The sequence below is a fragment of the Noviherbaspirillum sp. FW303-A3 genome, assembly GCF_058788695.1.
Window position 1 is genome coordinate 1,528,808 of sequence record NZ_JBYTAZ010000001.1, and the last position, 14,374, is coordinate 1,543,181.

Below are 14,374 nucleotides of genomic sequence, written 5' to 3' on the forward strand. Positions count from 1 at the left end.
TCAGTAGGCTGGATTAACTCACCGACTAAGCGCTACGCGCAAGGCGACGGATCAGCAGATCGGCCCGCAGATACAACACCGCAACCACCGCCGCAGTAGTGAGGATGTCCGCGAGGCTGTGATATCGCTGGTACAGCATCAACAGCCCGTAAGCACACAGCGACACCCAGCACAACAAGCGCGACGCAGGCCAATACATGGAAAGGAAGATCGCAAGCACCAGGGCCACCGCCGTGTGGGTGCTGTAATCCAGCTGCGCCATGGGCCAGATCGCCAGCCGATTGTCCAGGAACATGAGGCCATACGCGACGAACGCACCGGCGGCCAGGCTTGCTCCCCGCAGCCCAAGCACCCTCCATTGCAGCCCATGCAACGGACGCAACAAGAGAACAAGACAGGCCAACGCCAGCAGCGGTGTATAGGCATCGGCGATGGCATCGAGGGTGGCGTAGCTGGGCATGTGGCAGGGGCGGTTGCAAATCGGGCAACAGGATCATAGCCGATCCGGCCGCACTCCCCTCATGCTGCACTTGCACATCGGCCACGTTTGATCCAGATCATTGCCCGCCTTCGACGCGCCTGCGAACAATGGCCTTTCCTGCAGTTTTCATCATTTCTTCAAGGGTGGCGCAATGACAAGGTCGACAGCAAATGCAAAAACGGTTACCGGAAAAAAGCCTGTGCGCCAGCGCACACAGGCTGTCTCCGCCAGTGTCGTCGCCCTGCCCTCGGCAAAGATCAGCGTGGCGCGCAAGGCGCCCCTGAAGACTGCTGCGAAGCTCAAGGCCGAGCCGCTCCATCCGACCAATCCGGCCATTGCGCGCACGGCCGACCTCAAGGAAATCCGCGACCTGAAGAAGATGGCCGAGGATGCCGGGAAGACCGGCCGCAAGAAGCGCGAACCGCGTACCGACGTCGAACTGAATGACGGCCCCGAGCGCGAGCAGTATCCGTACAAGTACCGCCTGTCGACCAAGGCCTACGAGGCACAGAAACGCACGCTGCAGGTCGAGCTGCTGAAGCTCCAGGCCTGGGTCAAGGAGACCGGGCAGCGCGTGGTCATCCTGTTCGAAGGCCGCGACGCGGCCGGCAAGGGCGGCGCCATCAAACGCTTCATGGAACACCTGAATCCGCGCGGCGCGCGCGTCGTCGCGCTGGAAAAACCGTCCGAGGCCGAGCGCGGCCAATGGTACTTCCAACGCTATAACCAGCATCTGCCCACCGCCGGCGAGATCGTGCTGTTCGACCGTTCGTGGTACAACCGCGCAGGCGTCGAGCGCGTGATGGGATTCTGCTCCGACAACGAGTACCTGGAATTCATGCGCCAGACGCCGGAGTTCGAACGCATGCTGGCGCGTTCGGGCATCCACCTGTTCAAGCTGTGGTTCTCGGTCACGCAGAAGGAACAGCGCCTGCGTTTCGAGCAGCGCATGACCGACCCGCTCAAGCACTGGAAGCTGAGCCCGATCGACATGGCTTCGCTCGACAAGTGGGACGAGTACACCAAGGCGAAGGAAGCGATGTTCTTCTACACCGACACCGCCGATGCGCCATGGACGGTGATCAAGTCGAACTGCAAGAAGCGCGCGCGCCTGAACGCGATGCGCTGCGTGCTGCAGAACCTGAACTACACGAACAAGGACGTGGAAGCAGTCGGCATTCCCGACCCGTTGATCGTCGGCTCGGCGCGCGGACAGTTCGAGCGCGACGACAGGAAGTAACGGCTTGCTTCGATGCCGGATGTGCAATAAGCTGACAACAGGCAACTTTCGGGTCCAGCCATCATGACACTGTTATCGGGCATCGATTCCTGGACGGCGTTCCTGTCCGACAAGGACCCGCCGGTCCTTCGCCACACGGCGCAAGCAATCGCAGCCGCGCGCGAACGCATCGAGCGCATCAACGTGCGCGAGATTGCCGGCATCGTGCTCCAGGATCCGATGATGACCGCGCGTGTGCTGCGTTTTTCCGCCGCCCATCGCGGACGCCGGCAGCTGCAGGACCTCTCCACTGTCGAGCATGCAGTGATGATGCTCGGCGTCGAACCATTCTTCCACCACTTCGCGCAGTTCGATATCATAGAAGACCACCTGAAGCCACAGGCGCTGCTCGGCCTGTTGCAGGTGATCCGGCGCGCCCAGCGTGCCGCGCACTACGCGCTCGATTGGGCCACCTGGCGTTGCGACCTGAACTGCGAGGAAGTGGCGATCGCGGCACTGCTGCATGACCTCGCCGAAATGCTGGTGTGGTGCCACGCGCCGGACGAGGCGCTGAAGATACAGGCGCTGCAGAAAGCGGATCCCGCCATGCGCAGCGCGAATGCCCAGTCCGCCGTGCTCGGTTTCCCGCAGCGTGACCTGCAGACGCTCGTCTGCCGCAACTGGGAACTGCCGGAGCTGCTGCTGACCCTGATGGACGACGACACCTGCGAAAAGCCGCGCGTGAAGAATGTGAAGCTGGCAGTCGACCTGGCCCGCCACACGGCGCACGGCTGGGATGACCCTGCGCTGCCGGACGATTTCCATGCCATCGCGACGTTCATGAACATTGATGAGGAAACGCTACAGGTGCGGCTTGGCCTGAAAAAGGCGGGCGACGATGACGCACGTGATGCATGAGCAAATTTGAGCAACGCTGTTACCCAATGTCACACCACGGCTGAATTTTCCATGTATCATGCGGTCCCATGCAACCCTCGGAGTGAGACCCAGGTTTTCAGAAGAACAGGTTGCATCCACCGGAGCTGGCGGGAGGGAAGTAGTACCAGCACCAATTTCAAAGGCCTCCGCATGCGGAGGCCTTTCCGCTTCAGAAATACTTCTTCAGGACTTCGCCAAAGGCGTCTTCGACAGACCTGCCCTGCTTCATGAGCTGGGTGATTTCTTCGGTGTGCTGCGAAATGGTGGCCGGCAGCGATTGACGGTTGTTGCGGTAATACTCGTACCGTTGCGCGGCGAACTGTTCTTCCAGCTTGGCGGCGCTGGTGCGCGTGCCTGTGCCGCTGCCGGCGCGTACGACGCGCGGCGAACGCGACGCAGTACTGCGCCCGCCGAGGCCGATGCCGGAAACGGCGGCCTTGACCTGTTCGATGGTGTAGGTCGAGGTGGCATTGGCGCCGGCGAATTCATGGCCTTCCGGCTTGAGCAAATGGTGGTTGCCGTCGAACGCCATCGACTTGCCAAGTGTATTCGTGACCTGGTAACCGGGCGTGGGGCCGCCGGTGACGAGTGAAAACTGGACGCGGTCGCCATAGTCGGCCATCTTTGCTATCACGTCCTTGAGGAATTCGACTGAAAGGGAATCGACGTTGCCGTTCCAGCGCTTGCTTCTGGTTGCCAATGTATTGCCTTCAAATAAAGTTGCCGGGATACAGACTCTTGCCCCGATTGCACGAGGCAGGGGGCGAATTATCGCCCATCCTGGCCCGGAATGGTTTGATCAATCAGGAATGCAAGAGACTTCTTGATGCCGCCGGAAAAGCCGGCCGTCAGGTTTGCCTGCGGCCAACGAGATACCGTACGCCGTCCGGACCATAGCGTTCGGTATGTGGTTCTCCTGCTTGCAGATGGAAAATCGCGCCGGGCCGGTAAATACTTTCGGTGCCGTCCGTGACGATGCTGATCTCGCCATCGAGGATCAGTGCCTTCGCCTCGAAAGGATGCGTATGCATGTCCAGCCCGCCGTTGGCTTCGCGCTCCACGGTCACCAGTTCGCTGAACCCCTCCTGCGCCAGCGCAGCGATGAACGCATCCTTGTCCATGTTCAGCCCTCAGCCAGGACTTGCCTCAGCGCCTGCTCGAACACATCCACGGGCTGACCTCCCGAGATCAGATAGCGGTCGTTGAGGATGACAGCCGGCACCGAGTGGATGCCCTGCTCGAGGAAAAAATTCTCCTGTTCGCGGGTTTCCGCTGCGTAGTCGTCGGAGGCGAGGATTTGCTTCGCGCGTGCCGCATCAAGTCCGACCTCGCCGGCGAGGCGGATCAGAACATCGTGCGATCCCGGATTCTCGCCATTGGTGAAATACGCCTTGAACAGGGCATGCTTGAGTTCGCGCTGTCGCCCTTCTTCCGCCGCCCACAGCAGCAGGCGGTGCGCATCGAAGGTGTTGTAGATGCGGCCTCGCTTGTCCATGTTGAAGGTGAAGCCGACGTCTTCGCCGCGCGCGCGGATCATGTCACGCGTCTGCTGCGACTGCTCGGGCGTGGCGCCGTATTTTTCAGCCAGGTGCTCGTTGATGTCCTGGCCTTCGGGCACCATCTGTGGATTGAGTTCGAAGGGTTGGAAAGTGAGACCGGCGACCACGTCGTCGCCGACGCGCTCCAGCGCCTTTTCCAGCGCATGCAATCCGATCGCGCACCAAGGGCACGACACGTCGGAGACAAAGTCGATCTTCATCAGTTGCGCCATGGCATCTCCCCTGTGACATCAATGTCAACAGTGTACTCCCTTGGGCACCTGCCTGCCGGGAATCGCGATGCATTATCATTGACGCCCCCCGATCAACTTCCATTGACCGCACCAATGAACCTGGACGCATTTTTGAAGAAACTGAACGACAGTTCCGCATCGATCGCCTTCGACGACACCATGTCCGTCATCGGCGAGGAATACGATTTCACGCCCGCGGCATTCACCAACGGCGACACGCGCAACGAAGCCGGCCAGAACTCCGGCTCCTGCAAGCTGTTCGCCTTTGCGATGCTTAACAAGCTGTCCAAGGAGCAGACGCTGGCCTGCTTCGGCGCCTACTATCGCGACGACGTGCTGAAGAACCCGCTGGGCACGGACCACCAGAACATCCGCAACTTCATGAAGTACGGCTGGGACGGCGTGAAGTTCGACAGCATGCCGCTGACGGCCAAACGACCCTAAGCAGGCATCTCGGACGTCGTCGGGTCGATCACGTTACGCACTGCCGCGATGCTGTTGACCGGGAAGCCACCCCGCTTCGCATGTTCCCGCACGAGGTCTTCCGACTCGGCGATATACACGCAGTAGATCTTGTTGTCGGTCACAAAGCTCTCCTGCCACTGGATGGACGGCCCCATATTGTGCAGGACGTCACAGGATTTCGCGGCGATGCTGCGCAGTTCCTCCTCGGACAGTTTTCCGGCGTCAGGGAGTTCTCGTTCGATCACGTACTTGGGCATGGCGGCCTCCTTGCTGGGACGGACGGGACGCATGATGTGCCCCGTCACGAACCACCATAGGCCTCATGCCAACGCACCGCTTGAGCAAACGCAAGAAGCGAAGAAGCTCAACACCCATGGTAGTACGCCTCCTGGATCATCCACAGGGCGGTGCGCATGGCATCGACGTGCGCCATGTTCACCGGCCCGTCCGGTCGGCGGGCTGAGGCCGCGGGCGGCGCGACCATCATCCGGACAAAGCGGACATCCAGTCCGGAATCGGCGCCCAGTTGCGCCAGTGCTTCTTCCTCGATGTCGAACATCAACGACCAGCTGAGCGCCCTGCCGGAAGATGCATGCCGCCGCACGATGTTCCTGATCACCTCCCGCAGGCGCGCTTCCACCGCATCGAGTTTGGCGATGTCCGTGTCCATGGCAATTCCCATTGATACTGTACATTCATACAGTATAATCAGGTAACGGGGAATTCAAGGACAAAGGACAGGACATGAGGACTTGCAACGCACTGTCCCTACTCAAGGACGGGGAGCTCTGCATCGTGACGACGAAATTCGGAGAACGCGAAATGCGATGGAGCATCGCCAGCTGGTGCTTCTATTACACCAGCGCCGGCACGCCCATCGTCTGCCCGTTCGACGAGATCGAAGAGTGGCGGCCGGCCGTATTGAACCAGGCACGCCCTTCCTGAAGTCTTAGCCTTCCTTTGACGCCCGTCAAAGGATGCTCCATCCCTGCGTTCCGTTATCAAACACGCATTCCAACCGGGCGAAACCCTGCTATTGCTGAAATGACCCGTGACAACCACGGCAATGCAAAGGAGAGCGCCATGGCATCGTCAATGCATACGGAACTCGTGCGGATCCCGTGCGGCCAGGTCCAGGTGGAAGGCATGCTCGAACTGCCGCCCGATCCCATCGGCATCGCCCTGTTCGCGCACGGCAGCGGCAGCAGCCGCTTCAGCCCGCGCAATAATTACGTCGCCGCCGCGCTGCGGCAGTCACGCATAGGCACCCTGCTCATGGACCTTCTCACGCAGCAGGAAGAGGACGACGAACGCCTGCGTTTCGATATCCCTCTTCTGACCCGCCGGCTGGATGCGGCGCTGGACTGGCTGCAGCAGGCCGGCAGTGCGGGGGCGCTCCCGCTCGGGTTGTTCGGCGCGAGCACCGGCGCGGCGGCCGCATTGCAGCTTGCGGCGAAACGGCCTGACGACATCGCCGCCGTCGTGTCGCGCGGCGGCAGGCCGGATATGGCGGGAGAACCGGCATTGAAGAAAGTGATCACGCCGACGCTGCTGATCGTGGGCGGCCTGGATGTGACCGTCATCGACCTGAACCAGGTTGCGCTGGCCGCGCTGGACTGCGAAAAGCGCATCGAAATTGTGCCCGATGCCGGGCACCTGTTCGAAGAACCGGGCAGGCTGGCCAAGGTCGCCTCGCTTGCGGCCGGCTGGTTCATCCGCCACATGTCGTCACCGGAAGAGGAAGCCGCAGGGCACATGAAAAACACCGCGCGCAGCACACCGGAAAAGCGCGCCGGCTGAGTCCGAGTCAGGGGCGGCCAATGGGATGGGACGCGGCTTCCGCAATGGGCATGTATCGGCCATGCAGCCATCCCGGAGTTACAAGCGGCGGTGCAATTTTACGTTGCCGCACCGCCGCGCAAAACCGGCATCAAGGCTGTTTCGGCACCTCGACACGCGTAATGCCGCCGCCGGCAACGGATACCGGATCGCTCGCGGGGAAGGTCAGCTCGACAGCGTCATCGAGCAATTCCTGCTCCTTTTCTTCCGGATCGTCCGAGCGGACCTTGCGGTCCGTGACATCCTTCGATGAGGCATCCTGCGGACCGACATCCTTGGGGGTCTGCGATCCGGAATTGATACCATGCGACGAACGTTCCTTCGGCGCTTTCTTTTCGTCCTCTTCGGAACTTCTCTTCAGGTTCGACATGACGTTTCTCCTATGAATCACTGCGGCACCGGCGTGCCGTTCAATTGCGATGTTTTCAGGGCGCGAAAGTTCAGTGGTGTACGGAAACCATCCCTCGAAAATACTGAGGCACAAGGAGCATGGCCTTCATTTCAACTTTCTGGCATGCACTTCCAGCACCAGATAAATGACGGTCGCCAGCGCCAGCGGCAGCAGGTAGTAGATGCCGCGATAGGCCAGCAGCGCGGCAAGCAGTTCGCTGCGTGGAACCTGGTGAGAAAGCAACACGACGAACACCGTCTCGAGTACCCCGAGCCCAGCCGGGACGTGCGTGATCACGCCCGCAACCGCCGCCACCAGCATGACTGCCAGCACCGTCGGGAACGCAATCTTGTGTTCGAGCAGCGTGTAGACCGACGCCGCAATCAAAAGCCAGTTGAAGGTTGAGATGCCGAGTTGCAGCAAGGCGAGCCGCAACGATGGCAGTTCGATCTCATGTCCGCGGATGGTCCACGTCCGCCGTCGTGAGAATGTACACAGGAAGAGGTAGGCAAGCGTTGCCGCGAGCAGCACGGCACCGAGCAGGCGCAGTCCTCCCACGTCCAGCATCCAGTCCGGAGGCGGCTCCGGCGGCGCCCACAGGAATGCGAGTCCCGCGAGGAGCAGGTAGCCCAGCCAGTTGGTCAGCATGCTCATCGCGACGACGCGCGTGGTAGTCGCCGTGTCGAGGCCCAGGCGGGAATACAGCCGGTAGCGGAAGGCGACGCCTCCCACCAGTGCCCCCATGTTGAGGTTGAATGCGTAGCTCACGAAATTGACGGTCATGACCTTCGGTACGGGAAGTCCGTGCCGGGTGACATGGCGCCCAAGGAGGTCGAAGCAGCTGTATGTCGCATAGCTTGCTGCTGCAAACGCCAGCGCGGTCAGCATGCTGTCCGCTGGCCTGCGCCGGATACTCGTCCACACTTCATCCCATTCGACCTCGCGTGCCTGCGTATAAAGCAGGTAGCCGACCGCCGCGAAGAACAGCAGCGTCAGCACGCGCTTGGCCCATGGCCACCAGGCACGACGCGTCGCCCCCTGCGCCTTTCCCGTACGCCGTCCCGCGACATCCGCATGCTGGCGGATACTCATGGGAAGGCCTGCTTGTCGATTGTGTCCGTCGCAGCGGTCTCCGCCGACTGCAAGGGTGCCAGCCGGGGAGCGTGTGCAGGCAACCACCCGGCCCAGTAGGGATAGCGCCGCAGGACATGGAACAGGAAAAAGCTGCGCAGTTTGCGCCAGGTCGTCGATTCGTCGAGGTCGGCCGCTTCCACCTGTGTGCAGCTATGCCGCATGAGCCGCTGCAGGCTGTCGCCGACCGTGCGCGCGAACTCGGGGTCGCGGATCATCAGGTTGGCTTCCAGGTTGAGCGAAAGGCTGAGCGGGTCGAGGTTGCTCGATCCCACCGTCGCCCATTCGTCATCCACCACGGCAACCTTCCCGTGCAACGGACGTTCGCAATATTCGTGGATCTGCACGCCGCCGTTCAGCAGATGGTGGTACAGCATGGCGGCCGCCGTCTGCACGATCGGCATGTCGGGATTGCCCTGCAGGATGAGGGAGACTTCCACGCCGCGACGCGCAGCCTTGCGCAGCTCGCGCAGAAAGGCATAGCCCGGGAAGAAGTACGCATTGGCGATCACGACACGCTTGCGCGCGAGGCGGATGGCAAGACGGTACTGGCGTTCGATGTCGTTCGTGTGGTCGCGGTTGTCGCGCCACACGAACAGGGCATCCGCAGTGCCCGCCGGCGGCAGCGTTTCCACCGAAGGATGTGCGCGCCGCCAGGCGAACCACCGCCTTCCGGTCCGGCCTTCCGCAATGGCCGACAGCATGAAGCTGCGGATATGCGCCACGATCGGTCCCTCTGCCTCGACCGCGTAGTCTTGCTTGGCTTCCGGTCCGAAGTCGGCAAGATGGTCGGCGGAATAGTTGATGCCGCCGACGAAGGCGCGCTTGCCGTCCACGACCACCAGCTTGCGGTGCATGCGGCGGAAATAATTGACGCGTGCAAACATGCGTGGCGCTGGGTCGAACACATGCATGCGTACGCCGGCCGAGGTCAACGACGAGATGAATTCCGTCGACAGGTCCGGGGAACCGAAGGCATCGACCGTGACATCGATCTGTGCGCCGCGGCGCGCGGCTTCCAGCAGCGCAGCGTGCAAAGCCTTTCCTACCTTGTCTTCATACAGGATGAAGGTTTCCAGCAGCACTTCTCGCTGCGCTCCCGCAATCGCGTCGAAGACGTGCGGGTAGAACTGCTCTCCGTTTTCGAGCAAGGAAAATCTGTTTCCGCTAATCCATGGCTGGCTCACTCGGATTCCTCTCGTCTGCGCAGTTGGCAAGGGTCAATGCCCGTTTCAAGAGATAGACACGGAAACGCGGTGGATATTCCATTGAGCGGAATCAATCGCGTACCGATCGTGGCGATGCAGATGCTGGCGAGGAAACTGGGGACAGGCGGACCTGGCGGCAAAACGGAAGGATGGGGAGTCGATGCGGGTGTGCGTGAGCAGGTGTGGGAGCAGCGCTACCTGTTCAGCTTCGACCACGGTGGGCCTGCGCTGATGGCGCTCTTCGGGGAAGCGATCTGTTCCGGATCGTGCCCGTCACTCCGGAGCGGAAGCGCGGCGCAATCCGGCTGAAGCGGCGTCAAACGTAGGCGCCGACACGCTGCACGGAGCGCTTGACGGCGAGCGTGCGGGCTTTACCGCTTCGCTCACGGCGAAGCCTGATGGTGGTTGCCAGCCATCCTATCGCGTTCACCATCATGAACACGAAGGCGATGACAGCCGCGCCCGCGCAGGCAAATGATTCCATCATCACGAACTGGCGGGTAAAGCCTTCGACGGTGAAACGCATCTCGGTGGACAACGTCCATTGCAGCAGGCACCAGGCGGCGCTGAAAAAGACCAGCAATATCATCGCGATACGGGCCGCCAAGGCGTGACGCACCTGCCGATTGGGCAGGGAGAGCTCTTGTTCTGCTTTATTCAACATGATGTTTCCTTAGAGATATGTCGCGCTCTTGTGCAACGCGACACGAGCTTTGATGCTTGATTATTGCCGGTCAAATTCACGGAATCCAATTTCCGTTGCCGATATCCAGTTATTCGATTGATGAATAACGCAGGCGCAAGACATGACCGAAACGACAATCAGGACAAGGAACCATCATTCGCCTTCCCGGCGCGGTTGAAACCGGTTCAGCGGGTCCAGTACCACTGCATGTAGCGGTCGTGGAACAAGCTTTGCCGGGTCAGGTCGTCCCGGCGGCTGGTTTGCACGATGCAGCCGCGCCATGCTTCGCTGCCTCTGGCATGGCCGATCTTTTCACAGGACGGACCGTATTCTTCCGACATGGCCAGGACGGGATCGGCATTGTAGGCCACTTGCTCCGGGGTGCCGCAGGCGGCAAGGGAAGCCGCGACGGCAAGCATTGTGAAGGGGGTGCGCATCATGCTTCCTTTCATTCTTCTTGGTGGCAGGCAAGCGGCGATCCCCCTTGGTTCTTTTCATCGCCTTTGCTGCTTCTGAAGTGTAGAAGCCCCCCCTGTGAATGCAAGTACAGCCACATGCATTGCCGTTCGTCATGCATGGCCTGCAAAGTCAACTGCTTGGCCTGCAAAGTTAATGCATGGACAGATCGTTCTACGCCCTGCCGTGTCCATGTACGACACACTATATGCACCGGCAGCCGTGCTTCACTATATGCCGGCAAATAAAACGACACTGCAGGAGACACCATGACCATCATCACTCGCATCTTCCGCATGCGCCGTTAGGCGCAACACCGCATTTCCGGAGAAAGGGCGAGGCATCCCCTCGCCTGCCTGCACATTTCCGAACAAGGCCCAGACATAAGGGTCCGGACTGACTCAAGCCAATTCACGCAGAAATAGGAGACATCATGGCAATTTTCGGTACGGCTGTACGACGATTGGGAAGACTGCTTGCGAGCGCGACAGTGGCGCTCTCGACACTGGCGGGAAGCGGCCACGCACTGGCCGCCAACAACGATCCGGTCATCCTGGTGCATGGCTTCCTCGGCTTCGGGCCGCAGGAAATGCAGGGAACCGGGTTCAAGTACTGGGGCGGCTTCAACGACATCGAAGCCCACATGAAAACCTACAACGGCACGCACAAGGTAATGACGGCCGTGGTGGGCCCGGTCAGCTCCAACTGGGATCGCGCGGTGGAGCTGTATTACCAGATCAAGGGCGGCTGCGTGGATTATGGCGCTGCGCGCACCGCGCAGTTCGCCGCCTTCGGCAAGATCCAGAAACCGGCCGGAAAATGCTGGGCCGCCGATCCGAACAACAATCCGAACAACTATCCGCTGGCGCTGTACCCGGCCTGGGACGCGGGGCATCCGGTGCATTTCGTTGCCCACAGCCAGGGCGGGCAGACGGTGCGCACCCTGATCCAGCTGCTGGAGAACGGTTCGCCGAACGGCAATGAAGGCGGCGGTGCACTGTACACCGGCGGCAAGACCGGCTGGGTGAAGAGCGCCACGACGATCGCCACGCCGCACGACGGCACCACGCTGCGCAATGTCGTGCTCAACTACGTGCCCAACGTCGCCGAATGGGCCGGCAAGATCGTCGAGGTCGCCGGTCTCGGGGGCAGCAGCAATCCGGTCTACAACTTCAAGCTGGAGCAATACGGCCTGGCGCAGGGACCGTCGGAGCGCTTCTCCGAATTCATCGAGCGCACCAAGGGCGCCCTCTTCTGGTCGATCGCCAACAAGGATTCCGCGCAATGGGACCTCAGCCCGGACGGCGCGAAGCAGCTCAACGGCTGGGTGAAGACTTCGCCCAACGTGTACTACTTCTCGGTCGGCAGCAAGGCGACGGAAACCGGCAGTTTCTGCTGCAACGGCACCGACCGCATCATCGCGCCCTTCCAGAGCAGCAGCTACCAGTATGCGCGCGACGACATGATCTTCTTCCTCAAGCCGACGGCGGGCGAATGGGTCGTGCCCTCCATCCTCGTGCGCGGCATGGGTTCGTACACGCAGACCGATCCGAGCCGCGTGCTGATCGACAGCCGCTGGTTCCCGAACGACGGCGTGGTCAATACCGTGAGCATGCGTTCCCCGGCAGGGCAACCGGTGCGCAACCACACGACCGGCGCGCCGGTGCGCGGCACCTGGAACTATCTCGGGTACTATAACCAGTGGGACCATTTCGACGTGATCGGATGGCTGCTGCCGGCGGCAACGGTCTATCCGGTATTCAACTACCTGTCGGGAATCATTTACGGCCTTTGACGGCACGTGACTGACCGTACGGAGGGGAGACAATGCAGATTCGACAGCCCTTGCTCTGGATTGGCGTAACGGCAGCCCTTGGCGTTGCCGTCTTCCTGCACGACAGGGAGGATGAGCCGGTGGAGCGGGCGGCCGGGCCCGACATGTTCTCCTTCGTACGCGCGCTCCCCGCGGATTCCGGCGACAAGCCGGTGAACGAAACCGTCCGGCCTGTTGCGGCGGCGGAACCTGCCGCCGTGCAGGCGGGGAACGCATTCCAGACAGAAGAAGCCGTGCGCAGGATGCGCGCGCAAGGTGCAAGCGAGGACGAGGTATACCGGGCGCGCGCAACCGCGATGGGCGCGGAAGCCGCGGCCACCCTGGCGCGCCTGGATCAGGAAGAAGCCCTCTGGCAACAGCGCGTCGCCGCCTATCTCGCCCAGCGGCAGGCAAGTGCGGCAGACCCCGTCGCGCTGCAGGCCTTGAAAGACAGGCTGTTCACCGCCGAAGAACAGGGGCGGCTGGCTGCCTACGAGCCGGCGCCCATGCCCCTGACCGGCATGCCTCAGTGATTGGGAACCAGTCGGAACGACGACCCTTCATCCGAGGTATCCACTCTTCCCTCACTTGCGGCATCCTCAAGTGTGCGGACAAGTACATCGTGGTCGATGTCCGGGAGACGCTCGGACAGGTCGTCAATCGCCATCAGCGCGCTCCTGTCCTGGTCCCATTGCAGGTATACATCGGAAATTTTCTTCCACACCTGGCCTTGATTCATTGGCGACCTCCTTGGTCAGTTGATTACGACCAAGTGTGTCCACGAATCAGCAGGACAGTTCAGCCGCATCGACGCCGGCTAGATGTGGATCAATGGTGGAATGAAATTTTACTGGCGTGACATGGTGATCGCCGTCCAGTCGCGCTCCTCATCGGCGGAGAGGCGTTGCAGGCACTCGATTTCCTTGTCGGTCAGGTCTTCGAGCATGCGTGGGTCGGCGGCGTCGAAACGCTTTTGCCGCGACAGCGTGTCGATCTTGGAAAGATGGTCGGCCATCATGAGGACGCGGCCCAGTGGCGAGAGATTGCGTCCGATATTCTTGTCGTCCTGTTCGCCGATGGCGGTGACGACCGCATCGGGGAAATGCCATTCCCGCGCAATGTTCGCCGTCAGCGTGCGTCCATAGGCGGCGAGCGCATTGCAGAAGGTGGGCGACCCGACCGGCTGGCGTCCATCGGAAATCTTGTCGATCACGCGCAGCGACACCGTCAGCCCGACGTTATGGATCAGGCCGACAAGGAAGGCTTCAAGCGGATCGACCGGCTCGTTGCGCGCCAGGTGCGCGCAGGCCGCCGCGCAACGCTCTGACTGCGCCCACAGGCGTGGCGCCACCATGCGGGTGAAGCTGCCGGAATTGAGGTTGATGATGGGCTTGAACGCCACGCCCGTGATCAGCTGGCGCAGGCCGTTCTGTCCCAGGATCAGGATCGCGTGATCGATGCTGGTGATCGGCGCGCCGGGATTGTAGGCGGCGCTGTTCACCAGGCGCAGGACTTCCGCCACCAGCACCACATCATGCGAGATCGTGCGCGACAGCTCCGCGCCGGAGAAGTCGCTGTTGCGCAGGCTTTGCAGCAGTTGCGGGATGACGCCCGGCATGCGGCGCACCATGTGCGCGCCCGACTCCTCGGACTTCACCGTCGCGTCGAGTGCGGCGAGGATGCCGTCCTCGTTCTTGTTGGTGAAGACATCCGGATTCTCTTCCGACTGGAACAGCCAGCTGGAGAACACGAAGTCCACCTGGTCGCGCTGCGTGGACAAGGCGATGTGCGTGGCGATGTTCTGCACCTTGGGTGCAGGTGCGGGTGCCGGCGTTGCAGTTGCCGGCACGGGCGCTGCGGCAGGTTTGGCTTGCGGTTCGGTGGAGAAAAGACGGAGCAACCAGTTGAGCATGACGATGGGGGCGAGTGGACGAGCGCGCTTCAGCGCGTACATG

21 protein-coding genes are annotated in these 14,374 nt (G+C 61.6%); 8 read left to right on the forward strand and 13 right to left on the reverse strand.

Annotated elements, in window-relative coordinates; all coding sequences use genetic code 11:
* Positions 1-25: 25 nt before the first annotated feature.
* Entirely contained in the window at positions 26-460 is a 435-nt protein-coding gene (locus AC3WOY_RS07470) for a hypothetical protein (protein ID WP_492422290.1), read from the reverse strand.
* A gap of 172 nt (positions 461-632) precedes the next feature.
* On the opposite strand from AC3WOY_RS07470, the gene ppk2 reads away from it, so the two are divergent.
* Entirely contained in the window at positions 633-1,721 is a 1,089-nt protein-coding gene (gene ppk2, locus AC3WOY_RS07475) for a polyphosphate kinase 2 (protein ID WP_492422292.1), read from the forward strand.
* A 63-nt stretch (positions 1,722-1,784) separates the two neighbouring features.
* Positions 1,785-2,618 carry an HDOD domain-containing protein gene (locus tag AC3WOY_RS07480; RefSeq protein WP_492422294.1) on the forward strand — a complete coding sequence of 278 codons (834 nt, stop codon included), beginning with the start codon at positions 1,785-1,787 and terminating at the stop codon, positions 2,616-2,618.
* A gap of 190 nt (positions 2,619-2,808) precedes the next feature.
* On the opposite strand, the gene AC3WOY_RS07485 is transcribed toward AC3WOY_RS07480, so the two are convergent.
* The 3 genes from AC3WOY_RS07485 to AC3WOY_RS07495 all read right to left on the reverse strand — a co-directional run bounded on the left by AC3WOY_RS07485 (position 2,809) and on the right by AC3WOY_RS07495 (position 4,410).
* Positions 2,809-3,339, reverse strand: coding sequence for a hypothetical protein (locus AC3WOY_RS07485; RefSeq protein ID WP_492422296.1), 531 nt, complete (start codon positions 3,337-3,339; stop codon positions 2,809-2,811).
* 148 nt (positions 3,340-3,487) lie between these two features.
* Positions 3,488-3,760 carry a cupin domain-containing protein gene (locus AC3WOY_RS07490; RefSeq protein WP_492422298.1) on the reverse strand — a complete coding sequence of 91 codons (273 nt, stop codon included), beginning with the start codon at positions 3,758-3,760 and terminating at the stop codon, positions 3,488-3,490.
* Positions 3,761-3,762: 2 nt separating this feature from the next.
* Complete coding sequence (locus AC3WOY_RS07495) at positions 3,763-4,410, reverse strand: DsbA family oxidoreductase (RefSeq protein ID WP_492422300.1); 648 nt, start codon at positions 4,408-4,410, stop codon at positions 3,763-3,765.
* A 132-nt stretch (positions 4,411-4,542) separates the two neighbouring features.
* Here AC3WOY_RS07495 and AC3WOY_RS07500 point away from each other — a divergent pair, with 132 nt between their 5' ends.
* Positions 4,543-4,875 (forward strand): HopJ type III effector protein, encoded by a 333-nt coding sequence (locus AC3WOY_RS07500; protein ID WP_492422302.1) that lies wholly within the window; start codon positions 4,543-4,545, stop codon positions 4,873-4,875.
* Here the strand turns inward: AC3WOY_RS07500 and AC3WOY_RS07505 are convergent.
* Both AC3WOY_RS07505 and AC3WOY_RS07510 read right to left on the reverse strand, forming a co-directional pair.
* Positions 4,872-5,153 carry a DUF4242 domain-containing protein gene (locus AC3WOY_RS07505; RefSeq protein WP_492422304.1) on the reverse strand — a complete coding sequence of 94 codons (282 nt, stop codon included), beginning with the start codon at positions 5,151-5,153 and terminating at the stop codon, positions 4,872-4,874. The two genes, AC3WOY_RS07500 and AC3WOY_RS07505, sit on opposite strands and share 4 nt — an antisense overlap.
* Positions 5,154-5,260: 107 nt before the next feature.
* Positions 5,261-5,566 (reverse strand): DUF2471 family protein, encoded by a 306-nt coding sequence (locus tag AC3WOY_RS07510; protein ID WP_492422306.1) that lies wholly within the window; start codon positions 5,564-5,566, stop codon positions 5,261-5,263.
* Positions 5,567-5,640: 74 nt separating this feature from the next.
* Between AC3WOY_RS07510 and AC3WOY_RS07515 the strand changes: the two genes are divergently transcribed.
* Together AC3WOY_RS07515 and AC3WOY_RS07520 are read left to right on the forward strand one after the other, a co-directional pair.
* A complete protein-coding gene (locus tag AC3WOY_RS07515) occupies positions 5,641-5,841 on the forward strand; it encodes a hypothetical protein (RefSeq protein ID WP_492422308.1) in 201 nt (66 codons plus the stop codon).
* Positions 5,842-5,979: 138 nt separating this feature from the next.
* The gene (locus AC3WOY_RS07520) at positions 5,980-6,696 is read left to right on the forward strand and encodes a dienelactone hydrolase family protein (protein ID WP_492422310.1); all 717 of its coding nucleotides are present in this window, start codon (positions 5,980-5,982) and stop codon (positions 6,694-6,696) included.
* Positions 6,697-6,826: 130 nt separating this feature from the next.
* Here AC3WOY_RS07520 and AC3WOY_RS07525 read toward each other — a convergent pair whose 3' ends face one another.
* The 3 genes from AC3WOY_RS07525 to clsB form a co-directional block, all read right to left on the reverse strand.
* Complete coding sequence (locus AC3WOY_RS07525; RefSeq protein ID WP_492422312.1) at positions 6,827-7,105, reverse strand: hypothetical protein; 279 nt, start codon at positions 7,103-7,105, stop codon at positions 6,827-6,829.
* 126 nt (positions 7,106-7,231) lie between these two features.
* Positions 7,232-8,218 (reverse strand): lysylphosphatidylglycerol synthase domain-containing protein, encoded by a 987-nt coding sequence (locus AC3WOY_RS07530; RefSeq protein ID WP_492422314.1) that lies wholly within the window; start codon positions 8,216-8,218, stop codon positions 7,232-7,234.
* Positions 8,215-9,444, reverse strand: coding sequence for a cardiolipin synthase ClsB (gene clsB / locus AC3WOY_RS07535; protein WP_492422316.1), 1,230 nt, complete (start codon positions 9,442-9,444; stop codon positions 8,215-8,217). Before clsB ends, AC3WOY_RS07530 begins: the two co-directional genes overlap by 4 nt.
* A gap of 69 nt (positions 9,445-9,513) precedes the next feature.
* Here clsB and AC3WOY_RS07540 point away from each other — a divergent pair, with 69 nt between their 5' ends.
* Positions 9,514-9,774, forward strand: a complete 261-nt coding sequence (locus AC3WOY_RS07540; RefSeq protein ID WP_492422318.1) for a hypothetical protein — start codon at positions 9,514-9,516, stop codon at positions 9,772-9,774.
* 7 nt (positions 9,775-9,781) lie between these two features.
* On the opposite strand, the gene AC3WOY_RS07545 is transcribed toward AC3WOY_RS07540, so the two are convergent.
* Positions 9,782-10,129, reverse strand: a complete 348-nt coding sequence (locus AC3WOY_RS07545; protein WP_492422320.1) for a hypothetical protein — start codon at positions 10,127-10,129, stop codon at positions 9,782-9,784.
* Between the two features lie 206 nt (positions 10,130-10,335).
* On the reverse strand, positions 10,336-10,590 hold the full coding sequence (locus AC3WOY_RS07550; RefSeq protein WP_492422322.1) for a hypothetical protein: 255 nt from the start codon (positions 10,588-10,590) through the stop codon (positions 10,336-10,338).
* A gap of 449 nt (positions 10,591-11,039) precedes the next feature.
* On the opposite strand from AC3WOY_RS07550, the gene AC3WOY_RS07555 reads away from it, so the two are divergent.
* Both AC3WOY_RS07555 and AC3WOY_RS07560 read left to right on the forward strand, forming a co-directional pair.
* A complete protein-coding gene (locus AC3WOY_RS07555; RefSeq protein WP_492422324.1) occupies positions 11,040-12,401 on the forward strand; it encodes an esterase/lipase family protein in 1,362 nt (453 codons plus the stop codon).
* Positions 12,402-12,433: 32 nt separating this feature from the next.
* Positions 12,434-12,952 (forward strand): lipase secretion chaperone, encoded by a 519-nt coding sequence (locus AC3WOY_RS07560; RefSeq protein WP_492422326.1) that lies wholly within the window; start codon positions 12,434-12,436, stop codon positions 12,950-12,952.
* On the opposite strand, the gene AC3WOY_RS07565 is transcribed toward AC3WOY_RS07560, so the two are convergent.
* Together AC3WOY_RS07565 and AC3WOY_RS07570 are read right to left on the reverse strand one after the other, a co-directional pair.
* Positions 12,946-13,158: a hypothetical protein gene (locus tag AC3WOY_RS07565; protein ID WP_492422328.1), complete on the reverse strand. Its 213-nt coding sequence runs from the start codon at positions 13,156-13,158 to the stop codon at positions 12,946-12,948. The genes AC3WOY_RS07560 and AC3WOY_RS07565 overlap by 7 nt on opposite strands.
* A gap of 108 nt (positions 13,159-13,266) precedes the next feature.
* Positions 13,267-14,373: an HDOD domain-containing protein gene (locus AC3WOY_RS07570; RefSeq protein ID WP_492422330.1), complete on the reverse strand. Its 1,107-nt coding sequence runs from the start codon at positions 14,371-14,373 to the stop codon at positions 13,267-13,269.
* Position 14,374 lies beyond the last annotated feature (1 nt).